The organism is Bacillus sp. CFBP9009 (assembly GCF_036541465.1).
Classification (GTDB): Bacteria; Bacillota; Bacilli; order Bacillales; family DSM-1321; genus Peribacillus.
Genome location: NZ_JAZHFU010000003.1, coordinates 252,136 through 272,909 on the forward strand (window position 1 = coordinate 252,136; position 20,774 = coordinate 272,909).

Annotated in this window: 23 protein-coding genes; 17 read left to right on the forward strand and 6 right to left on the reverse strand. The window is 40.9% G+C overall.

Annotated elements, in window-relative coordinates:
• Positions 1 to 96: 96 nt before the first annotated feature.
• Both V3595_RS10565 and pepF read left to right on the forward strand, forming a co-directional pair.
• A complete protein-coding gene (locus tag V3595_RS10565; protein WP_485907099.1) occupies positions 97 to 1,305 on the forward strand; it encodes a competence protein CoiA in 1,209 nt (402 codons plus the stop codon).
• Between the two features lie 187 nt (positions 1,306 to 1,492).
• Complete coding sequence (gene pepF, locus V3595_RS10570) at positions 1,493 to 3,310, forward strand: oligoendopeptidase F (protein WP_241590608.1); 1,818 nt, start codon at positions 1,493 to 1,495, stop codon at positions 3,308 to 3,310.
• 928 nt (positions 3,311 to 4,238) lie between these two features.
• Here pepF and V3595_RS10575 read toward each other — a convergent pair.
• From V3595_RS10575 to V3595_RS10590, 4 genes are all read right to left on the reverse strand, one after another.
• The gene (locus V3595_RS10575) at positions 4,239 to 5,132 is read right to left on the reverse strand and encodes a ClpXP adapter SpxH family protein (RefSeq protein WP_485907101.1); all 894 of its coding nucleotides are present in this window, start codon (positions 5,130 to 5,132) and stop codon (positions 4,239 to 4,241) included.
• Entirely contained in the window at positions 5,129 to 5,533 is a 405-nt protein-coding gene (locus tag V3595_RS10580) for a globin domain-containing protein (protein WP_048686552.1), read from the reverse strand. Before V3595_RS10580 ends, V3595_RS10575 begins: the two co-directional genes overlap by 4 nt.
• A gap of 234 nt (positions 5,534 to 5,767) precedes the next feature.
• Complete coding sequence (locus tag V3595_RS10585) at positions 5,768 to 6,433, reverse strand: lytic transglycosylase domain-containing protein (protein ID WP_485907103.1); 666 nt, start codon at positions 6,431 to 6,433, stop codon at positions 5,768 to 5,770.
• A 22-nt stretch (positions 6,434 to 6,455) separates the two neighbouring features.
• Complete coding sequence (locus V3595_RS10590; protein WP_485907105.1) at positions 6,456 to 7,034, reverse strand: CYTH domain-containing protein; 579 nt, start codon at positions 7,032 to 7,034, stop codon at positions 6,456 to 6,458.
• Between the two features lie 318 nt (positions 7,035 to 7,352).
• Between V3595_RS10590 and yjbM the strand changes: the two genes are divergently transcribed.
• From yjbM to V3595_RS10605, 3 genes are read left to right on the forward strand one after another with little or no spacing between them, the layout of a single operon-like run.
• Positions 7,353 to 7,973: a GTP diphosphokinase gene (gene yjbM / locus V3595_RS10595; RefSeq protein ID WP_034314484.1), complete on the forward strand. Its 621-nt coding sequence runs from the start codon at positions 7,353 to 7,355 to the stop codon at positions 7,971 to 7,973.
• A 49-nt stretch (positions 7,974 to 8,022) separates the two neighbouring features.
• A complete protein-coding gene (locus tag V3595_RS10600) occupies positions 8,023 to 8,817 on the forward strand; it encodes an NAD kinase (protein WP_053534153.1) in 795 nt (264 codons plus the stop codon).
• Positions 8,818 to 8,834: 17 nt separating this feature from the next.
• Complete coding sequence (locus tag V3595_RS10605) at positions 8,835 to 9,749, forward strand: RluA family pseudouridine synthase (RefSeq protein WP_063591814.1); 915 nt, start codon at positions 8,835 to 8,837, stop codon at positions 9,747 to 9,749.
• 91 nt (positions 9,750 to 9,840) lie between these two features.
• On the opposite strand, the gene prpE is transcribed toward V3595_RS10605, so the two are convergent.
• A complete protein-coding gene (gene prpE / locus V3595_RS10610; protein ID WP_485907107.1) occupies positions 9,841 to 10,584 on the reverse strand; it encodes a bis(5'-nucleosyl)-tetraphosphatase PrpE in 744 nt (247 codons plus the stop codon).
• 112 nt (positions 10,585 to 10,696) lie between these two features.
• Here prpE and mgtE point away from each other — a divergent pair, with 112 nt between their 5' ends.
• The 11 genes from mgtE (at position 10,697) to spoVIF (ending at position 17,852) form a co-directional block, all read left to right on the forward strand.
• A complete protein-coding gene (gene mgtE, locus V3595_RS10615) occupies positions 10,697 to 12,070 on the forward strand; it encodes a magnesium transporter (protein ID WP_485907109.1) in 1,374 nt (457 codons plus the stop codon).
• A gap of 133 nt (positions 12,071 to 12,203) precedes the next feature.
• Positions 12,204 to 12,977 carry an enoyl-ACP reductase FabI gene (gene fabI, locus V3595_RS10620; protein ID WP_034314473.1) on the forward strand — a complete coding sequence of 258 codons (774 nt, stop codon included), beginning with the start codon at positions 12,204 to 12,206 and terminating at the stop codon, positions 12,975 to 12,977.
• Positions 12,978 to 13,268: 291 nt separating this feature from the next.
• Positions 13,269 to 13,583: a hypothetical protein gene (locus tag V3595_RS10625; RefSeq protein WP_485907112.1), complete on the forward strand. Its 315-nt coding sequence runs from the start codon at positions 13,269 to 13,271 to the stop codon at positions 13,581 to 13,583.
• An 11-nt stretch (positions 13,584 to 13,594) separates the two neighbouring features.
• Positions 13,595 to 14,167 (forward strand): hypothetical protein, encoded by a 573-nt coding sequence (locus V3595_RS10630; protein WP_485907114.1) that lies wholly within the window; start codon positions 13,595 to 13,597, stop codon positions 14,165 to 14,167.
• A 14-nt stretch (positions 14,168 to 14,181) separates the two neighbouring features.
• Positions 14,182 to 14,547, forward strand: coding sequence for a DUF1360 domain-containing protein (locus V3595_RS10635; protein ID WP_485907116.1), 366 nt, complete (start codon positions 14,182 to 14,184; stop codon positions 14,545 to 14,547).
• Between the two features lie 294 nt (positions 14,548 to 14,841).
• Positions 14,842 to 15,339, forward strand: coding sequence for a YhcN/YlaJ family sporulation lipoprotein (locus V3595_RS10640; protein ID WP_350301754.1), 498 nt, complete (start codon positions 14,842 to 14,844; stop codon positions 15,337 to 15,339).
• A gap of 17 nt (positions 15,340 to 15,356) precedes the next feature.
• A complete protein-coding gene (gene spoVAC / locus V3595_RS10645; RefSeq protein ID WP_034314464.1) occupies positions 15,357 to 15,827 on the forward strand; it encodes a stage V sporulation protein AC in 471 nt (156 codons plus the stop codon).
• A gap of 3 nt (positions 15,828 to 15,830) precedes the next feature.
• The gene (gene spoVAD, locus V3595_RS10650; protein ID WP_485907118.1) at positions 15,831 to 16,856 is read left to right on the forward strand and encodes a stage V sporulation protein AD; all 1,026 of its coding nucleotides are present in this window, start codon (positions 15,831 to 15,833) and stop codon (positions 16,854 to 16,856) included.
• A gap of 16 nt (positions 16,857 to 16,872) precedes the next feature.
• Complete coding sequence (gene spoVAE, locus V3595_RS10655) at positions 16,873 to 17,229, forward strand: stage V sporulation protein AE (protein WP_485907120.1); 357 nt, start codon at positions 16,873 to 16,875, stop codon at positions 17,227 to 17,229.
• Between the two features lie 102 nt (positions 17,230 to 17,331).
• Entirely contained in the window at positions 17,332 to 17,484 is a 153-nt protein-coding gene (locus V3595_RS10660) for a YjcZ family sporulation protein (protein WP_485907122.1), read from the forward strand.
• 113 nt (positions 17,485 to 17,597) lie between these two features.
• Positions 17,598 to 17,852, forward strand: a complete 255-nt coding sequence (gene spoVIF / locus V3595_RS10665) for a sporulation-specific transcription regulator SpoVIF (RefSeq protein ID WP_403084329.1) — start codon at positions 17,598 to 17,600, stop codon at positions 17,850 to 17,852.
• A gap of 197 nt (positions 17,853 to 18,049) precedes the next feature.
• Here the strand turns inward: spoVIF and V3595_RS10670 are convergent, their stop codons facing one another.
• Positions 18,050 to 20,323 carry an ATP-dependent helicase gene (locus V3595_RS10670; RefSeq protein ID WP_485907124.1) on the reverse strand — a complete coding sequence of 758 codons (2,274 nt, stop codon included), beginning with the start codon at positions 20,321 to 20,323 and terminating at the stop codon, positions 18,050 to 18,052.
• A 151-nt stretch (positions 20,324 to 20,474) separates the two neighbouring features.
• Between V3595_RS10670 and V3595_RS10675 the strand changes: the two genes are divergently transcribed.
• Entirely contained in the window at positions 20,475 to 20,771 is a 297-nt protein-coding gene (locus V3595_RS10675; protein WP_485907126.1) for a hypothetical protein, read from the forward strand.
• Positions 20,772 to 20,774: the final 3 nt, after the last annotated feature.

Below are 20,774 nucleotides of genomic sequence, written 5' to 3' on the forward strand. Positions count from 1 at the left end.
TAGTAACTTCCTTTATGCCGATCAGGCATTTTTTTTTTGCGGATTAAAAGGAATCCTAAGCGAAGCAGGCGAATGTAGTGGATGAGGAGGAGATGTATGCTAACTGCGATAAAGAAAGATGGAACTTGGATTACCCTCCCTGAAAAGATACCGGCAAACGAGATTGATGGATGGAGAAAGTCAGCAGATTATTACTGTCCATGCTGCAAGATGGAAATGACCATCAAAGCGGGAAACGTCAGGATCCCTCATTTCGCACATAAAAATAGTACTTCATGCCGTGCTTCTTCAGAACCGGAATCCGCCTATCATTTAATGGGAAAAAGAAAATTGTTTCAGTGGTTATTATCACATGGTTACCAAGTGGATCTAGAAGCCTATCTTCCTGAAATTAAGAAAAGGGCTGATATTTTAGCTAGGATAGGAGGCAATCGCTATGCAATAGAATTTCAATGCTCAGTTATCCCCGAGGTGGAATTCATGGAAAGGACAAGAGCCTACCAAAGCATAGACATCAAGCCAATTTGGATCCTCGCTGCAAAACGCTTAAAAAGGAAAAGCTTGTATGAATTCAGTTTAACCCGCTTCCAATGGCTCTTCGTCACCGGCAGCTTCCATCATCCGTTTCTTTGGATGTATTGCCCGGAAACTGATCATTTATCAGTATTAAAGAACCTCACTCCGTTTACCCCTAGAACCGTCTTTGCCGAATTGACAACAGCTTCTTTAAAGCTCCTTCCCCCTAGTCGGGCATTGCCCCAAAATTGCTTTGGTTTCCCTTTTCTGCCTGCGTGGAGATATAAACGAAATGGCTGGTCCCTGCATCGAGTGAAAACAGCACGCAGATGCGATCCTTTTTTCGAAGAGCTTTATTCACATCATATTACACCTGCGACACTTCCCATTGAAGTGGGTGTTCCCGTCAGAGGGATGCTGTTGATCGAAACTGCCTCGATCGAATGGCAGGCATGGTTATACATGGATGTGTTTCAAGAGAAAAGAACAGGGGAAAAGATTTCTATGGCTGATATTATCTGCATTTTTAGAAAGCGCTCAAAAAAAGGGGAAATAAAGTTCAGACCGTTGCCATTGCTTCATGAAAAACCAATCGAGTATCCTGTAGGTCAATATATCATGCTTTTGGAGCAATTGGGTTATCTATCAAAGCTGGAAAAAGGGGTTTTTAAAGTTGAAAGGCAATTTACCCTTCCCTTCACCAGTGATCAAGCTCAAATTTTGGAAAAAAATTTCTATGATAAGCATAAATTGATGATGGAAAAGGGGAATATCCAGTATAATCAGTGATATCATCTCTATTTATCTTGAATTCAGATGAAATGGCAGGATTATTTTTGTTAATGGAGAAATAGTAATAAGAACTGGGAATTAAAAGTTTTAAAAAGAATGAACGCCGAATGAAGCATTGCGGCGTCTATCCGGTTTACGAGTTAGCCCAATGGCAAGTTTCTATAGAATGAGGAGGAATTTTTTTATGGCACAGGAAACAAAAACGAATACATTACCCTCAAGAAGTGAAATAGCTCCTGAAGATACTTGGAGACTGGAAGATATCTTCGCAACCGAGGAAGATTGGGAAGCTGCCTTCAAAGCGGTAAAGGAAGACCTCAAGAAGGCGGAGGCACATAAAGGCACGTTGGGTGAAAGCGCAGAAAAATTATTCGCGGCGCTTCAACTCCAAGATGAAGTATTCGAGAAGCTAGGGAAAGTTTATTCTTATTCACATATGCGCAATGATCAAGATACAACCAATCCTTTTTATCAAGGGATGGAGGATCGGGCAAAAGCTTTATATGCCCAGGCAGCGGCTGCGTTTTCATATATGGTTCCTGAACTATTGAGTATTGACGAAAGCAAAGTGGAAGGGTTTTTGGAAGAAAAAGAAGAATTGAAATTATATAAGCATTCTTTAGAGGAAATCAATCTTCAGAGACCACATATCTTATCTGCAGAGCAGGAAGAATTATTGGCACAGGCATCAGAAGTACTCGATGCATCGGGCAATACTTTCGGTATGCTTAACAATGCCGATTTGAAATTCCCGACCATCAAGGATGAAAAGGGAAATGAAGTGGAAATAACTCACGGAAGATATATCAGTTTTCTTGAGAGTGAAGATCGCCGTGTACGTGAGGAGGCATTTAAGGGGGTATACAGCAAGTATGGGGAGTTCCGCAATACATTTGCTTCAACCCTGTCAGGTGAGGTGAAAAACCATAACTTCAATGCCACTGTTCGAAAATATGATTCAGCACGCCAAGCGGCGTTAAGTAATAACAACATTCCGGAGACTGTATACGATAATCTCGTTAAAACGGTCAATGACAACTTGCCATTACTTCACCGTTATCTTGATTTACGTAAAAAAGTACTGCAATTAGATGAACTTCATATGTATGATCTATTCACTCCTCTTGTTAAAGAAGTGAAGATGGAAGTGACATATGACGAGGCCAAGGATTATGTCCTTAAAGGACTTGCTCCGCTTGGGGAGGATTATTTGAACGTTTTGAAAGAGGGATTTGAAAACCGTTGGGTCGATGTGCATGAAAACAAAGGGAAACGAAGCGGTGCCTATTCTTCTGGTACATATGGGACGAATCCTTATATTTTAATGAACTGGCAAAATAACGTCAATAACTTATTCACGCTCGTTCATGAGTTTGGACATTCGGTCCATAGCTACTATACACGTAAATATCAGCCATATCCATACGGGAATTATTCAATATTTGTAGCGGAAGTTGCATCGACTTGTAATGAAAACCTGTTGAATGATTATTTACTGAATTCAATCGAAGATGAAAAGAAACGCATTTATTTATTGAATCATTACCTGGAAGGTTTCCGCGGCACATTGTTCCGGCAAACGATGTTTGCAGAGTTTGAACATACCATACATTTAAAGGCTCAAAATGGGGAAGCGTTGACAGCGGATATGCTTACTAAGGAATATTATGAGCTGAACAAGAAATACTTTGGCGAGAACGTGACCATTGATGAAGAAATTGGTTTGGAATGGGCGCGTATTCCACACTTCTACTATAATTACTATGTTTATCAATATGCGACTGGAATCAGTGCAGCAACAGCATTGAGCAAGCAAATCCTTGAAGAAGGAGAGCCTGCTGTCAAAAGGTATCTGGAGTTCTTGAAGTCAGGAAGTTCTGATTATCCGATTGAAGTACTCAAAAAGGCTGGTGTCGATATGACAAAAGCCGAGCCTGTACAAGAAGCCATGAATGTTTTCGAAGAAAAATTAAATGAGTTGGAAGAGCTTTTGAATAAATAGGTTGTGAAAAGGACCCGAGCACTGCCGGGTCCTTTTCATCATATATGGATGTCCGTCATAATCCTTTAAAACGATTTCTCTGATTTAAGCTATGAAGAATTATAAAGAAAACAAAAAATAAAATAGGGGAGGTAAAATACAGGGGAATGAGGTTCATGATACCGAGTAGCTGGACAAATAGCGACCCTATCAAGAGTATGAGTAGAATAAAGACTTTCAATTTGGTCACCTCCAACCTGGCAGCAGAAAAAGCTCATCTGCTCTTTATTAGATAGTATGTTTTAGAATAAGCAGTATTCTAAGAATATGACAATAATGTGAAGTTGCGCACAAAGTTCTTGCAATTAAGGTATGTAATCTGCTATAGTACAGATATAGAAGTTATCACATCCCAAACATATACCCCTTTGTTTGTTCGTCGTGAAATTTCTCCCATCCCCTTATTCGTATAAATAGTTGAAAACCCCAGCAAATTTAGCGGTTTGCGGGGGTTTTTCATTTGCATGAAAAGTAAAAAGAATTAAATGATCGGCTTTAACAGAAGTTAAAAAAGGCTTAGGCAATAAATAGAGATAATGTGATGCGTTTCACAAATAGATTCATTCCCAATCTAGATCAGATATTAAGCGGATATCGAAAACACATATAGCTTTAAATAAAAAGGGCTCGTATTTAGCTATATATCAGAAGGGATAATAAAAAAAATGAAAAATATATATTGTGAACAATTTGTGAAAAGTTACACATATAGTTGAAACACAAATAGGTTATCTGTTATATTATTTATTGTGAAGTGAATCACAAACAAACTTATACCCCTTTGTTTGATCGTGAAAAATTTCTCCCATCCCCTTATTTTCTTATAAAAAGCCATGCAATCTTTTGATTGCATGGTTTTTCCTTTAATATAACAAAGAAGCAGTCAAATTCATGACTGCTTCTTTGTATATCTCCAAAACGTTCCGTATTTTGCAGGTATCTTCTCTGCCACCTGTTTTAAAACAAGCTTTTTCATTTCCAACTCGACGTTATTCTTATTCATATTATAAACGGTTTCAATTTCCTTCGTGGCCACTAGTTTGAAACAGCTTAAAAACTCTTCGAGAGAGGGGGGGGTTGCAGGGGCTGGAAGACCATTCAGCATATCTTCTAAAATTTGAACATATACCTCGTAAGAATAGACACCTGAAACTTTTATTCCCTCTTCTTCAATATTTTGATTGAAAAAGACAAGGGAAGGTATTTCAGTCACTTCCATTTCGCTCGTGATTTTCATGTCACATTGAAAGCCTTTGGCTGCACTGGAAGAATTAATGTCATAAAGGAATTCTTTGACATCCAATCCAACCATCTTGGCACATTCGGTCAAGACTTCGATATTGGATATATCCTTTTTTCCTATGAATACATATTCTTGAAGCTGCCTTAAAAAGCGAATGGCCAATTTACGGCCCTGCAATTCCGCTGCTTTTATTGCGATGGAAGCTGTATATGGAGAAGAGATTGGGTTTTCAGACCAAAGGCTTCCGTCGCAGGACATTCCCGAGCGGCTGGCTGTCTTTTCCCAAACTTGAGCAATGTTTTCATAATTTTTATTTTTCCCCATATTAAGAGAATCGATTTTACCGCTTAAAACATGGCGTAAACTGAACAATTGGCCATATTCTATCTGTAATTTCCTAATAATTGGTTCTAAGCCCCAGCATTCGGGACAAAGCGGATCAACAAAAACATAAATTTCAATTGGCTTTTTTCCTATATCATAGCAATGCTGCGTCTTGATCCAATCGGAAATATTGAAAACTGGTTTTTGTGCGCTCAACTGCCTTCTCCTTTCCCGTCAGTTCCGGATGTATTGATCATATGCTGTGCCGTCAAATAGAGGCGGTGATAGAAAAACTCCCTAATCTCACCCTCAAGGCCAACTTCGTCCATAGCCTGATACATGCATGAGAGCCATGCTTTCGCACGTTCTGGTGTAATTTCAAAAGGTATATGTCGAGCCCGCAACATAGGATGTCCATGCTCTTCTGTATATAAAGAGGGACCGCCTAAATATTGAGTCATAAATTGTTTTTGTTTACGGACCGTTTCTGTTAAATCATCAGGGAATATTGGCTGCAGATCCGGGTGTTGACTAACGTTGGAGTAAAACACATCAATTAACTTGTGTAATTGCCCTTCTCCAATTAATTCATATGGTGTAGGGTTCCCTTGCATCATGTTGATTACTCCTTTTAAAGAAAGATGGTTGATATTTATTCATATTTTATCAATGACGTCCTGATATAACAAATATATAGCTTAAAGAAAATTTTACATCTGTAGTATGACACAGGGGAATGATCCGGAAATGACAGGTTTTGGGGAGCTTTACGATTTGTTAACAATTCGTGGAAAAAGAATATATAGACATGAAAAAACTGACCCTTCACAAATAAACAGGGTCAGCTTGCTTTAGCTTGAAAATGTGCCATAAACTTTCTGAACATAGTTCTGAGTTTCTTTGAAGGGGGGGATGCCGTTATATTTATCTACGTTTCCGGGCCCTGCATTATAAGCAGCAAGGGCAATCTGGGTGTCCCCGTCATAACGTGCCATCATTTGACTTAAATATTTACTCCCGCCCATGATGTTTTGTTCCGGATCGGTTGCATCATCCACCCCAAGGCTTTTTGCAGTTGCTGGCATTAACTGCATAAGGCCAGTTGCACCCGCATAACTGGTGGCTTCAGGGTTAAAGTTCGATTCTTGTTTAATGACGGACTTAATCAGTTTTTCCGGGAGATTATATAAGCTGGCCGCCTGGCTGATGATATGATCATAGTTTGGTGCGGTTTCACTGCTCTGATTGTCAGCAGGGGCAGTGGATACCGGGTTGATGTTCATGGATGTCAGGCCGCCGGGTTGAAGGAAGGACTTCGTTTCCGCTTCCACGCGTGATAAAAGGGAACCCAATGTCTGCGAAGTGCCTTCAAGAGCATCACCCGAAACCAGTTCCGAGAGCATGTCCTGGAAAATGGACCGAGATGAATTTGCATTTGTGTTGTTGCCATTTGTGAATTGCTGGATTGCCTGCAATTCCATGAACGTTTTGAAATCTTGAATTTTCAAACTCTCCACCTCCGAATGGGTTCAAACAGGATTATTTTTGGAATTTGGCGCGATAAAACCTCTTCACTTTATTTTCGGTTTCCCTTACCGGAATTTGAAGGGTTTCAAGGAGGGTCAGGAAATTTTTTTTCCCGGCGTTTGCATCCGTCACTTCATATTCAAGCTCAAAGTCTTCCTGATTCAAATACGAACTATGATCTAAAACAAGTAAACCCTCTTTGTAAGGAAATTCAAAACGGTCCGTCTTTAATGTGCCAAAGCAGGTAAAGTCTTTTGGATCAATTCCGCATTCGAGGATAAGAAGTTGGATCTCGCCATCAGGGAATGTGTTATGATTCAGAAACGCATATGCGGTTTCTTCAGAGATATCTTGATTCGTTTCCAATAATCCTTCTGTAGCGGGCTGTTTTAAAGTCAGCTCGTAACGCCCGTTTTTCTCGCGGATCCTAAGGGCAGAGTCTTGATTTTTCAAAGTGAATCCGAGTGTATCGAAGTAATGATTTTTCTGTGTTTTAAAGTTCGATGCCCCGACATGAAAGTATTCGATCAGTTGATGAAATTCTTTTTCGCTCAAGAGGTTTTTAAATTCAATTTCAATATGCTGGTTCATGTGTTCCATCCTTTCTGGCTGATTCTTAGGTTAATCATATAAGAACCATTCCAGCTGTCAAATTGAATTCAATAATTTTTTGCTATTGTACTTGAATATTTAGGAATCAATTGCAGGATATGATAAAATATAAACGTTGAGCATGAGAAATGGTATATCGTATATATAGAAATTTAATACATAACTTTTTGCTAGAAAGATTTAATAGGATCCTGTGGTGAATTGGCATAAAGTCATGTGACTGCTGGATTTAGGAGAGCGTTCTGCCCATACCAGAGTTGAACAGGCGCTTTTTAGATAGATATAGGTGGTGTGGCAATGGAGAGTTGGGACGATTTCTTGGCGCCTTATACTCAGGCTGTCGAAGAATTAAAGGTTAAGCTAAAAGGATTAAGGAAACAGTTTGAGAGAGAGAATATTCACTCACCGATCGAATTTGTAACAGGCAGGGTAAAGCCGATTGTCAGCATTTTGGATAAGGCGAGCCTGAAGGATATTCCCATTGATAAATTGGGAACGGAAATACAGGATATTGCAGGGCTTCGGATGATGTGCCAGTTCGTGGATGATATCGAACAGGTAGTTGAACTATTACGAGGCCGCAATGACTTCGAGATAGTCGAGGAGAGAAATTATATTTCCCATAAAAAAGCAAGCGGCTACCGTTCTTATCATGTTGTAATCCGCTATCCGGTCCAGACGATCCATGGCGAAAAAAATATCCTTGCCGAAATTCAAATCAGGACTCTTGCGATGAATTTTTGGGCGACGATCGAACATTCTTTAAATTATAAATATAAAGGCATTTTCCCGGAAGATATTCAACTGCGACTCAAACGTGCAGCTGAAGCGGCCTTCCTGCTTGATGCAGAGATGTCGCAAATCCGTACGGAAATCCAGGAAGCACAGCGTCTTTTTTCCCGGAAGAAAGATTCTTGAACAAATAAATGGGTAAACGAGAAGAAATCTAAATTGAAGGTGGGATTACATGAAATTTGCGATTACGTCAAAAGGAGATGCGAAATCGAATACTTTAATGCAAAGGATGCGAACGTATCTTCAGGACTTTCATTTGGAATATGACGAAGATCAGCCGGATATTGTCATTTCTGTCGGTGGTGATGGCACTTTATTATATGCTTTTCACCGTTATAAGAATCGATTGGATAAAACCGCCTTTGTTGGAGTACATACAGGACATCTTGGGTTTTATGCAGATTGGACCCCTGATGAAATCGAAAAATTGGTGATAGCTTTAGCGAAAACCCCATTTCAAATAGTGGAATATCCACTGCTCGAAACGATTGTCCGTTATCAGCATGGAGGACGGGAAGCCAGATTTTTGGCTTTGAATGAATCGACAGTCAAAAGTGTTGAAGGGACGCTTGTAATGGACGTTGAAATACGCGGCCAGCATTTCGAGACGTTCCGTGGAGATGGTTTATGCATTGCGACGCCATCTGGAAGCACGGCATATAATAAGGCGCTTGGAGGGGCCATCGTCCATCCATCAATCGATGCCATCCAGATTACCGAATTGGCATCCATTAATAACCGGGTGTTTAGAACGGTAGGATCTCCACTTCTGCTGCCGGCACATCATACATGTATGTTCAGGCCGGTCAATGCGGTCAATTTTCAAATTACGGTCGACCATTTGTCCTTGCTTCAGGAAAATGTAAAGTCGATACAGTGCCGGGTGGCAGATGAGAAGATCCGATTTGCCAGATTCCGCCCTTTTCCTTTCTGGAAAAGAGTGCATGATTCATTTATTGCTAATTAAGGAGATAGACTCACCTCATGTCAAATCAAAACTTTTCTTTGACCTGGTCGGTTTCTGAAGAGGATTCTGGCTCTTTATTGCGAGAGTTTCTCAGCAAATGCGATATTTCAAAACGAGCATTAACGGATATTAAGTTTAAAGGTGGATATATCCGGTTGAACGGCGAAGAAGTAACTGTAAGGGAACGAATTGAAACTGGTGACACCGTCACAGTCATATTCCCGCCGGAGCAGGCAAGCGAAGGCCTTTTACCGGAACCGATCCCCCTGAATGTCAGGTATGAAGATGAGTTTGTATTGGTGGTGGCCAAGCCCCCTTTCATGAATACCATTCCTTCCCGCGAGCATCCCAACGGCAGTCTGGCGAATGGCTTGGCGGGTTATTATAGGAAGACGGGAGTACAGGCGACGATCCATATAGTTACACGTCTTGACCGGGACACATCAGGTCTGGTTTTAATTGCCAAGCACCGGCATATCCATCACCTATTAAGTGAACAGCAAAAATCAGGACAGGTTAAACGGAGATACCAAGCCATAGCTGAGGGGATCGTTGAAGGACCTGTAGGAGAGATAGTGGCGCCAATCGGACGAAAATCGACCAGCATCATCGAACGGGAAGTTAGGGAGGATGGCCGGCATGCCTGTACTCTATTTAAGGTATTGGCACACACAGAGTCCCATACATTCCTTGATTTGGAACTCCAAACAGGGCGTACACATCAAATCAGGGTCCATATGGCGCATATTGGTCACCCGCTTGCTGGTGATGATTTATATGGAGGGAACAGGAGAGGTATCCCTCGCCAAGCCCTGCATTGTTTTGAGCTGAAATTTTTACATCCTTTCACAAAGAAGATGATGTTGTTTCAAGAAGAGTTGCCAGAAGATATGTCCCGTTTGCTCGATGGAAGTAAAGGATGGGATTCCTGATTTTATAACGGGGCACATTAAAACGAACGATTCAAGGTTTTGAAAAAATCATAGACGCAAAAAAACTCACCAAGATGGCGAGTTTTTTTGGTTAATCAAAAGATGTCCTGAATTTTTCCGCTATATATGGCATGGTTGAAGGGACCTCTTGAAGATCCATTTCGGGATAACGGACAGCCGTCAGTTTTCCACCGAAGACGCAGCCTGTATCAATATTGTATGTATGATTGACTTGTCTAGCTTCAGGGACAGGTGTGTGGCCATATACAATCCAAGATTCCCCTTTGTATGATTTGGCCCAGTCTTTCCTGATCGGAGACCCATCCGGATGTTTGGAGCCATTTATATCACCATAGAGGACAAAGGTTTTTACTTTACTGCTATATTGACCAATATAGTCACTGCGAATTCCTGCATGGGCAATGATCAATCGCCCTTCATCCATGATTTGATAAAGTGGGGAACGTTCATATAGATCCATGAATTTTTTTCGGATTTTCTTCTGCTCCCGACTGTTCAGTGATTCATATTCAGCTACAGTAGTTTCTAAACCGTGTGATATTTGAACTTTATTGCCTGAAAAATAACGATACAATTTATTGCAGTGGTTACCTGGGGCATACCTAGCTATATTTTGGTTAATGACTAATTCATGGACAACCTCGATTACTTGAAGGGAATTGGGGCCGCGATCGGTTAAATCCCCTACAAAGCCGAGAATCCTTCCAGAGGGATGTACAGGAACCCCAGTCTCCCATGTATAGCCCATTTTTTCGGTCAGCTGCCTGAATTCAGCGAAACATCCATGAATGTCCCCTATGATATCGATGTTCATTTGACACATCCTTTGTTTGTTTTGTATATGTTTATGGTATTAGTATAGTATTATTTAAAAAATAAAATATAAACGAGGAAATGAAAAAATATGTTTTAGGAGGTGTATGGTTATGGAGGAGATGAAGGACCGGGAGAGTAGTCAAGTGAATAACGAGTTTTTGCTTGAAGCGCTTAAAACGGAAAATCTAGATCAGTTTCGTACGGAGTTCCTTGAAATGCATCCTTATGATCAGGCTCAATTTTATACAAGCTTGTCAGATGAATTCAGATCCGTCATTTACACATATTTGTCACCGGAAGAAATGGCGGATCTTTTTGAGAATATAGAAATAGATGAAGAGGATTACGAAAGCCTGCTGGCTGAAATGAATCCTTCTTACGCAGCGGATATGCTTTCCCATATGTATGCGGATGATGCTGCTGACGTCCTGAATGAAATCAATGATGAGCAGGCCGTCAGCTATTTGACCATCATGGATGATGAAGCGGCAAGCGAAATCCAGGAACTTCTGAATTATGAGGAATCTACGGCAGGAAGTATCATGACGACAGAGTTCATTGCCATTGAAGCAAATGAAACGGCTCGATCAGCCATGCAGATCTTAAAAAGGGAAGCTCCGGATGCGGAAACGATATATTATGTGTTCGTTACCGATCAGGATAAGAGGCTGCTTGGTGTTTTATCGCTCAGGACTTTGATTATAGCAGATGAAGATGCTTTAATTGGTGATTTAATGGATGACAGGGTAGTTTCCGTACCTGTATCTGAAGACCAGGAAGAGGTGGCACGAAAAATAAGGGACTATAACTTCCTTGCCGTGCCTGTCGTTGATTTCCAAAACCATTTGTTAGGGATTATTACGGTTGATGATATTATTGATGTCATGGATGAAGAGGCATCCGATGATTATTCTAAACTCGCCGGTATATCTGATCTGGATCATGTTGATAAGAGTCCATTTTCAGCTGCAAAAAAACGGCTGCCATGGTTGGTCATCCTCTTGTTCTTAGGCTTGCTGACTGCGAGTTTGATCGGGCGATTCGAAGAGACACTAAGCCAAAAAGCGATTCTGGCTGTATTTATTCCATTGATTGGCGGCATGGCTGGAAATACAGGAACACAAGCATTGGCAGTAGCGGTCAGAGGAATCGCGACAGGTGAATTAGAACAGGAAAGCAAGTGGAAACTAGTCCTTCGAGAGGCTGGAACGGGCCTTATTATTGGTCTGACATGCGGAATTGCCATCATTTTCATCGTCTACTTTTGGCAAAATGATTTAATGCTGGGGTTATTGGTCGGTATTTCGATTTTCATAACTCTAATCGTTGCCACACTTGCCGGTTCAATCGTCCCGCTTCTCATGCATAAAATGAAAATCGATCCAGCAGTAGCTTCAGGTCCTTTCATTACAACTATAAATGACCTTATCAGTATTCTTATTTATTTCGGATTAGCTACATTATTAATGGGCTATTTACTATAAGTCAAAGAAGGCCCTCTTGGAGGGTCATTCCCAGAGGACTTTAGAAAACGGTGTTTTTATCAAAGGAAATTTGATATAATGTCATTAGTAGCAGGTACTAATAACTTGTATTAAAATTAGGAGGTCACATACGATGACTTTTTCATTAGAGGGAAAAACGTTTGTCATAATGGGTGTTGCGAATAAAAGAAGTATTGCATGGGGAGTTGCCCGTTCCTTACATAAAGCAGGAGCAAAGATGATCTTCACTTACGGAAAAGACCGTACGGAAAAAAGCGTTAGGGAACTATCTTCTACATTGGAAGGGGAGCCCTCCATCATTTTACAATGTGATGTAACGAAGGATGAAAGCATTGAAAAATGCTTTGCGACGATTAAGGAAGAAACAGGTATCATTCATGGCGTGGTACACAGTGTCGCATTCGCTAACAAGGAAGAACTGGACGGTGAGTTCGTCAACACGAGCCGTGAAGGGTTCTTGCTTGCCCATAATATCAGTTCATTTTCTTTAACGGCTGTTGCTAAAGCGGCGAAAGAAATCATGCCGGAAGGTGGCAGCATCGTCACAATGACGTATCTTGGCGGTGAAAGGGTCATGCCTAATTATAATGTAATGGGAGTGGCTAAAGCTTCACTTGAAGCCAATGTCCGTTACCTGTCAAGTGATCTTGGCAAAGATAACATTCGAGTGAATGCTATTTCAGCGGGACCTATCCGTACCCTATCCGCAAAAGGTGTTCGCGACTTCAATACCATTTTAAAGAAGATTGAAGAAGAAGCACCGCTTCGTCGTACAACGACTCCAGAAGAAGTAGGGGATACGGCAGTATTTTTATTAAGTGACATGTCCCGCGGGATTACCGGGGAAAATATCCATGTGGATTCTGGTTACCATATAATCGGATGACAGTAAAAGAAGGGGACCGATATCGGTCCCCTTTTTTATTTATTTTCCACTCCTCAGGAATCTTTAATTGCTGTATCCTCATTTGAAATCTATCCGCTTTTTTTCATCTTCAAATGTTTTATGCCCAGCATATCCAAGATTGGTTGATGTCCTTTTTTGAAGGAGTGTCACATCTCCAGCATAAAGAAGGGTGAGTTTCATATAAATGATACATAGAGCGGATATTCATTGTTTGCGAGAATCGGCATAAACCTGCTTTCAACCCATTCGTGAAAAAGAAGGAGGGGCATCATGGACGTGAAGAAAGTTGGTCTGCCTTGTGCTGATGGAAAACAAACCATACAAAATACGCTGAAGAGACATATCAATTTATATGAAAAAAATATCAGCACTTCATATACCGCCGAGGAATTGGTGGAGCTATTGTCCCGACTTCCAGCCTTTGCACCTAAGCCTGTTTGTAAGTTCATCATCAATGACCGTACACTATTCGGGAAATTGGAACAAAAAAAAGAATCCATTTTGTTCATAAGGCATAAATTCGGGAAAAAAGTTGTCCAATACAAAATGGAACAGCTGCAGTCCGTGGATATTCTGAAATATTAAGGAGGGTTTTCATGTCAGAGAAAAATGGCGATAAGGAATCCAAACCACTTATATATGTCGATCAAGCAAAAATATCAGATCTGCGTGGAAATATGCAAAGTGATTTTCGAACGAAAAAGGCTAAACCTCAAGACAGCGTTGAGCCGGAGCTTCAGGAAGAAGCCGAGCATAAAGAAGAAAAAATCGAACAAGTCAAACGCGAATTTGGTGTTTATGATGCCATAAAGGAAATTGAAAAGGAGATTACGGGATTAAGGAAAATCACCGAACAATATGTCCCTGAGCAAACTCCGGTTGAAGAAATGGAACATTCTGAACCATTAGAACAGGAAAACGAAAAGCCAGTTAAGAGAAAAAGGAAAAAGGTTGAGAAGAAAGATTCTTCCCGGGATATCATTTCCCGCTTATCCAATCATCAAGGTTTTCCAAAGCCACTATGTGAGGCTGTTATTAACGGGGAAACGCTTCAGTTTCATGTGTTGGGAATGAAGGGGGAATCAGTGAAGATTAAAAGAGGGAACCATATCCGTTTCGTGGGTCTGCCGGATATTATCGATGCCAAAATAATTGAAGAATCCAAGTGAAGGAGCAATATTAAATGTTTCCCCCACAAAGTGAATTTACCTTATTTATCATATTAGGCTTGGCTTCCTTCAGGCTGACACGCTTGATCGTTTTCGATAAAATCATGGAGCCGCTGCGCAGCCCCTTTTTTAAAGAGATAGAGGAAAAAAATGAAGAAGGAATTGTGGAAATATTTTTAATGCCCAAAGAAAAGGGTCTGCTGGGCTGGATTGGTCAATTGCTAAGTTGTTTTTGGTGCGTGGGTGTCTGGGTCAGCCTTTTTCTGGTTTTCCTTTATATCCAACATTGGTTTATAGGCGACGTACTGATATTAATCCTTGCCGTTGCAGCAGTAGGAGCGATAATTGAGGTCGTAATCAGCAAAATTATGGACATTTGATTGGAAACAACTTGTCTATTCATTCATATAGTATGATATAGATCTTAAAGGAGGAGTCATGAATTGAATCAGAAACAGAATAATCCATGGGCATATGCAAAACCGATAAAAAAAGATCAGCCAATCAAAATCAAGAAAGATTGTGGCTGTAATAATAACAATAAAAATAAAGGCTATTGAGAGAAAAAACCTTTCCATTTTGGAAGGGTTTTTTTTATTTCCTAATCCTACCATTCATAAAAAAACAGTTAAACAAGAAAATAACAATAGAACGATAAATTAGGATGTGATTCTATGTTCAGACAAGGAAGGTATTTTAAGGTCAGCTTTCTGGTTTTTATAGTTGTTTTGTGTGTGCTTACTGCATGCAGCAATAAGAATGATGGAAAAACGGAGAATTTAGCAATGATTAAACGAACGAATCCTGAACCGATGGATATCATTAATGGGATGGATGAGAAGGATGAAAAGGGACTGATCTCAAAGGTCAAGGAAACAGTTGCTAATGAAGACACCATCTATGACGTGATCGTCGTGAAAAACGACAAAAAGATTATCGTCGCTTATAAAGTTAAGCACTTACAACGTTTTCATATGAAGAAAATTGAAAAGACTGTGACTGAAAATCTGGAAGAGAAGTTTCCCAAAAATGATTTTATCGTATCTAGCGATTATAAAATCTTTTTGGAATCGGTAAGATTGAACGAGTTACTTAAGGAAAAAGATGTACCCGAGAAAAAGGCAAGGAAGAAGTTCAAGGAAATTGAAGAACTTCAAAAAGAATTAATTTAGAAGAGAGGTTCAGCAATATGAGCGGCAAGGATAAAACGACCCCAATACAGGATGCGTATCAAGAACTTCAAGGGAAGCATGAAATTAAAAGACCAATAGTGAAGAATTGTTTGAAGGCCTTTTTAGTAGGTGGCATTTTCTGCATAGTGGGACAAGCCATTTCCTACTTCTATATTTATTTTTTCAACTTTACGGAGCAGACAGCAGGAGGTCCGACAACAGCTACCATGGTGTTTCTGGCCCTTTTGATGACCGGTTTCGGGTTTTACGACCGCATTGGCCAGTTTGGGGGGGCAGGGAGTGCCGTCCCTGTTACGGGGTTCGGTAACGCAGTCATTTCTGCAGCAATCGAACATCGGACGGAAGGTTTTGTACTTGGAGTTGGATCCAATATGTTTAAATTGGCCGGATCGGTTATTTTATTTGGAGTATTTTCAGCCTTTGTCGTGGCGTTGATAAAAACGATTTACCTAATGATTGGGGGCTAAGCAGTGTTAAAGGGAAAACAAACATGGATGTTCTCCAATAAACCGGTCATCTTGGAAACAGGGGTAACAGGCGGGCCATTTGAAGCTAATGGAGAAATCGCGGGTGATTTCGATATTTTATACGACGATTTGTGGATGGAGCAGGATTCATATGAGAAGGCTCATCGGCATTTGATGGAGAAAGCGGTAGAGCTTGCATTGGAGAAAGGTAAGATCGGCAAGGAGCAGGTGCAATTTTTCTTGGCGGGTGATTTAATCAATCAGGTTACACCGACAAGCTTTGCAGCCAGAACCAATGGAATTCCATATTTCGGCTTGTTTGGAGCCTGTTCCACATCGATGGAAGGGCTTGCTCTAGCTGCCTTCATCACTAATTATGGCGGGGCTAACTATGTGTTGACAGGCGCCTCGAGCCACAATGCAGCTGTTGAAAAACAATTTCGCTATCCAACTGAATATGGCGGGCAAAAACCACCTACAGCTCAATGGACGATAACGGGAGCGGGGGTGGCGCTTGTTGCTCCTGATGGAAGCATGCAAGGGGAATTTCCCCATATTGTCTCGGCCACTATTGGAAAGGTCATTGACATGGGATTGAAAGATCCTTTCAATATGGGGGGAGCGATGGCCCCGGCGGCCGCCGATACGATTCTTTCCCATTTTAAAGATACTGGTTTGAACCCGGATGATTATGATTTCATCATTACCGGTGATTTAGGTCAAATAGGGAGGGAGACAGCTCTTGACTTATTAAAGCAAAAGGGCTGTGATATCAATCAGGAAAAATTCAAGGATTGCGGATTGATGATTTTTAAAAAGGACCAGCCTGTTTTGGCTGGAGGGAGCGGTGCGGGATGTTCGGCAGTCGTTTTATACGGTCATATATTAAATGAAATGATTTCCGGTAAATATAAAAAAATCCTGCTTGTCGCAACAGGTGCATTATTGTCGCCGCTTTCCGTTCAGCAAAAAGATACGATTCCGTGCATTGCCCATGCGGTGGCCATTGAGTATGGGATGAATTCATGAAAAAGGAGAGATTTCGATGTTAGCAATGTTTTTTTGGGCCTTTGTCATCGGTGGCTTGATTTGTGTAGTCGGCCAGCTTCTTTTCGATGTTGCTAAGCTGACGCCAGCACATACGTTAAGCTTGTTCGTTGTAATAGGAGCTGTTCTTGCCGGATTTGATTTATATGAGCCGCTAGTTGACTTTGCCGGTGCTGGAGCAACGATTCCAATCGTTTCGTTTGGGAACTCGCTGGTGAACGGGGCGATGATGGAATCGGAAAAACATGGTCTCGTCGGCGTACTGACAGGCATGTTTGAAATTACGAGTTCCGGTATCTCTTCAGCAATCGTCTTTGGATTCATCGGAGCTTTGGTTTTCAGACCAAAAGGATGAAACAAGCGGAAATAGGCAGCCTGGACTAGGACATGGCCTATACATATTTGTCCAGACCTACATATGTTATCAGTAAGCTTTAGCGAGAGCGAGGTGATATGTATGTTTGGTTTTGGTGGCTACGGTTGTTGTGGCGGCAGCGGTAATGGATACGGCGGCGGTTATGGCGGAGGATACGGTGGCGGCGGTTCCACTTTCGCGATAATCGTTGTATTGTTTATCCTATTGATCATTGTAGGGGCTTCTTTCTGCTAAGGTAAATGGAATAGGCAGAAGAAGCCTATTCCATTTTTTTTTATTTGTATGGGCCTAGCACCATTTTTCTGATAATGCCATAGGATAGGTACAGAAAAGGGAGGGGCTTAGGTATGGATAATAACTTTTTTAAAAACATAGAAGGTAAAACCGGCGTAAATATGAAAGATGTATTAGAATTGGCAAACTCGCTCCAAGGAGCCAATTTCAAAGATGAAACGACTGTTAGAAATGTCATTAAGCGCGTTTCAAAAATCGCGAATAAACCGGTCGATAAAGAAACGGAAGATAAAATCGTTCATTCCATCGTAGCTGAAGGGAATAAACTCGATTTCGGGACGATATCCAATATGATAAATAAAAAGTGAAAAAAGGCCTGCTATCATGCAGGCCTTCAGACTGCAGACAAACTCGAAGAAAGCGGGTTTGCCTGCAGTTTTTTTATTTAAAAAAAGTTGCAGCTTGATTTCATTCCATAAAATGTAAGTGATTCGGGATGAGACCATTCCGAACCCTTTTTTGTTTTAAGCATCTATTTCCATATATGGTTAGCATCAGCTTTTGGTCAAAGCTTCAAGAAACGTGATGGATGGGCGGTCCGTCCGCGTCTGGTTTGCAGGATGGAAAGGTAAAGATCCTTTTTGGCCCTGGTTGCCGCTACATAGAGCAATCGTCTTTCCTCTTCAAGAGGGGATAGTTCCCCTTTTCGGTAAGATTCAAGTGCGAAATCATGAGGGATGCTGCCATCGACAGCAGCAAGGACATAAACGGTTTTGTATTCAAGCCCTTTTGAACGGTGTATGGTGGTAAGCTGTATGGCATCCTTAAAATGTTTCGATAGCTGTTTAATCTCTTGGACCATCGCAGTCATATGATCGACATGTTCAAGGAAAGCGGCGACGGTGGGAAAACGATTTGCCGCCACCTTTAAGTCACGGATGTCATCGGACCCTTTTTCCAGGTTCGCATCATTTCCGCGTTTTTTTACATATTCCTGGTATCCTAAATCTTTTTCGATGATTTCTAAAGCTACGAGTGGCGACATTATTTTTAAAGAGCGTATCTGTCCTGGAATCGTTTTTAATTTTCGTTCCTGAAAAGCATGTCCTGTCTTAACAAAAGCAAATGCATCGATAAAATCACAATCCTGCAATATTGTCATTGCTTTTAATTCCTGTAATATACTTTGCTTTAAGAATAAGGAGGAAAGGACATCAGCTGCTGCCTTGCTGTCATGCGGGAACAAACTCAAACGCATAAAGGCAAGCATGCCGCGAATGACCTTGCGCTGATAAAACGAATCCGCATCCTTTTCAATGACGAATGGCAGGTTGGAAGCGGCCAGCCGTTCAAAAATGGCCCTGGACATCGTGTGTGTCCTGTACAATACCGCAAAATCCCCAGGGTTTGCTCCCTTGGATATTTTCTCTTGGATATCGGATACGATCATCGTTGCTTCCAATTCCTCATCATAAGGATAAAATAAAACAGGGGGATTTCCTGAATCATGCTGTGCCCTCATCTTTTTCTCCATCCGGTTCTGGTTGCGCTTGATCAATCGGTTCGCTGTAGCGACAATTTCATGGGAAGAGCGGTAATTCTCCGTCAGCTTCACAACTTGGGAACGAGGGAAATCATGATTGAAATTCAAAATATACTTCGGATCGCTTCCCCTGAATGAATAGATCGATTGATCATCATCTCCAACTGCACATACATTTTTTGATTCAGCAGAGAGGAGTTTTATCAATTCATATTGAACTTTATTGATATCCTGAAACTCATCTACCAAAAAATAATTAAACCTTTGCTGATATTTCTTTAAAAAATCCGGGTGGTTTTTTAAAAATACATAACAGCCTACAAGCATATCATCAAAATCATACTTCCCTGTTTGCTGTTTATATTCTTCATATTTCTTATATAAAAATAAACACGATTTCTCCCAATCGTCCTTAGGTTGGATATCTTCTGGAAAAGCCAATGAGTTTTTCCAAAGCCCAATTTGTTGAAGGGCTTGATCATATGCAAATTCCTTATCATCAAGTTCCAATTCCCTGCCAGCCTGTTTCAATACCTTTTCTTTTTCCCACTCCCACTTCAATAGGAAATCACGCTGCCATTTGGCTGGTTCATGGAAAATCAGGATTTTATAAAAGATGCTATGAAAGGTCCCGCTAACGATTTGAGAAACAAGGGAAGGAGTCATATAAGGATAACCGAGCAGACGCTGCTGCATTTCCTTTGCTGATTTCGCCGTAAATGTTACAAGCATGATACTTTTAGGATCAATCTTTTTCACTGTAAGCATGTAGGCTGTGCGCACCGTCAATACGCGGGTTTTCCCGCTGCCTGCTCCCGATAGGACAAGAATTGGTCCATCGATCGTCGTTACCGCCTTGAGTTGCTCTGCATCGAGAACAACCCCTGATGAGGATAATTCTTGAAAGTATGGTTCCTCTGATTGTGCCAGGCAGGATGGTTTATCTGAATATTTCGGATTGCCGGTTATGGGCCGGCTTTTAAGGAAAGGTTCTGTAATGGTTTTCGTTTCCGTAATGGTTCGTGATGTAGGAATCCTAAATCCATTCTGTTCCATATATTCTAATGGCTTTTCCTCATTTATTGGTTCTGAAATTGGCATGTCACAGGGTACCTGCGATGGATCACTATGATAAAAATAAGGCGTTTCATGGATTCCAATAAATAATTTCACTGGTTTATGACAAATGATACAAGAAAGCTGATCACGTTTTCCTTTTTCAAAAAGTGTCTGCAGCTCACCAGCTGAAACGGTATGTAAATGTACGATTTCATTGCCAGATTTTGCTTGATTCATATAAATGGATACCTCTAATCTATTAAAAATATCGGCAATACTCATCATACCAGAAGATTAGGAAAAAAGAATGCGGAAATCGTGTTTAAATATTGTTTCGGACGGGTAATTAAATGACAACACAACTATGTAAATATAAGGAGGGAAAACTATGGGGTACATAGCACCTCTCACACAATTTGATTATATTCAATATGCCAACCGGACGATCGAAGCTGCAGAGAATGTAAGAATTGTTAAAGGGACGACACCCATTCAACCTGTCCGTTTTGATCAGGTGCTGGAAAGGGAAAGGGGAAGCTTTGAAGGATTACATCAAATTAAAGATAATAATCGGGAAAGTACATATGGGGCATGCACATATAAATATCAAATGGGCATGAGGGTCAGTAAAGAAATAACGGCGGAAATGACAGGAAAAGGCAGGTTTTTCAACGAAGTTGTCTAGATA